General features: G+C 64.6%; 3 protein-coding genes. 2 read left to right on the top strand and 1 reads right to left on the bottom strand.

Translation table 11 applies throughout. The features are described from left to right. Both RMO30_RS02450 and RMO30_RS02445 read left to right on the top strand, forming a co-directional pair. A partial coding sequence (locus RMO30_RS02450; RefSeq protein WP_309709048.1) for a DNA polymerase occupies nt 1-556 on the top strand: 556 nt, incomplete at its 5' end. A gap of 110 nt (nt 557-666) precedes the next feature. Continuing rightward, complete coding sequence (locus RMO30_RS02445) at nt 667-924, top strand: HPr family phosphocarrier protein (RefSeq protein ID WP_309709045.1); 258 nt, start codon at nt 667-669, stop codon at nt 922-924. A gap of 16 nt (nt 925-940) precedes the next feature. Here RMO30_RS02445 and RMO30_RS02440 read toward each other — a convergent pair. Next, nucleotides 941-1,536: hypothetical protein (locus tag RMO30_RS02440; protein ID WP_309709044.1), on the bottom strand; the 596-nt coding region annotated here is incomplete at its 5' end.

Genomic DNA, 1,536 nt, shown 5'->3' with positions numbered 1-1,536 from the left:
CCCGGCCGACGTCACGTCGATGATGCGCACCAAGGTCAAGGCCATGTCGTACGGCCTCGCCTACGGACTCTCGCCATTCGGTTTGAGCAAGCAGCTCCGCATCGAGGTCACCGAAGCGAAGGAGCTCATCGCCGACTATCTCGCCCGATTCGGCGGCGTGCGCGACTACCTACGTGGCGTCGTCGAGCAGGCCAGGATGGACGGATTCACGACCACTTTGTTCGGGCGACGGCGCCCGTTCGGCGACCTGACGTCGACGAATCGCACGCTGCGCGAGAACGCCGAACGCCAGGCGCTCAACTCGCCGATCCAAGGCTCGGCAGCCGACGTCATCAAGATCGCGATGCTCGGAATCGACGCCGACATCCGCGAGCGCGGGTTGGCCTCGCGGATGCTGCTACAGGTTCACGACGAACTGGTGCTCGAAGTCGTCGCAGCCGAGATCGAGGAGATCACCGCGATCGTCACCGACCGCATGGGCCACGCCGCGGATCTCAGCGTTCCCCTTGACGTACAGGTGGGCTCGGGCGCGAACTGGGACGCCGCAGCTCACTGACGCACGCTCACCGAAAACCCCCAGCATTCATTCGTGGACGGATGTCGGGGTCGGCATGCAGAATGTCGGGAAGCGTATGCCCGACGCTGACGACTGATCGAGGAGGATCCATGCCCGCTCGTACCGCTGTCGTTGCGTCCCGAATCGGACTGCACGCCCGTCCCGCATCCCTGGTGAGCCTGGCCGCCGCGGGCACCGGAGTACCTGTCGTCATCGAGGCGCACGGTCGCAGCGTCAACGCAGCGAGCATCCTCGGCATCCTCTCCCTCGATGTCAACCACGGCGATGAGGTGGTCGTGAGCGCCGATGATCCCGCTGCCGTCGACGCGCTCATCGCGCTGCTGGAGCGGGATCTCACCGAAGACTGACCTCAGTCCGAGGCGCCTAGTCGGGTTGGCCCAGCGGCCCGGTTCCTGTCCCGTCGGCGACCTGCTCGATACTGATCAGTTCCTCCCGACCGCCTGACCCTCCCGAGATGTCGAGAGCCAGCACCAGCCCGACGTCTCGCGCGTAGAACTTGTACTCGAGCACGTCCGGCTGGATGGTGATCGTGTCTTTGGTCAGCAGAACGTCGGTGAAGTGTCCGAACTCAACATCGACCATCTCCGACACGCTGAAGACCTCGCCGTTGTCTTCGGCCTCACCCGCGTAGTACTCCTGTCGGTACTTCATGCCGGGCTGAGGATTGGCGGGGAGCGCGATCCCCGGCAGCGCGCCGTCGACGCCTGCCTCGAAGGATCCCTCCGTGGACACGATGACACCGTTCTCGAACTCGGCGGTATCCTCGCCGAGGTACCAGATCGCGCCTGCGGCGTCTTGCGCGTACCAGTCGAAGGTGTCCTCGATGATCTGCTCACCTTCGTACACCGTGTCGCGTACGACGCGGGCCGTGATGCCGTTGGCGATGATTTTCGTTTCGGTGGTGACCGTCACGATCACGGTGAGTACGACCCCTGCGCTGTCGACCTCGCGGTAAGTCC

This window comes from Pseudolysinimonas sp. (genome assembly GCF_031389465.1).
GTDB lineage: Bacteria > Actinomycetota > Actinomycetes > Actinomycetales > Microbacteriaceae > Pseudolysinimonas_A.
The sequence above is the reverse complement of the archived record's forward strand: the minus strand, read 5'-3'. Positions and strand labels throughout refer to the sequence as shown.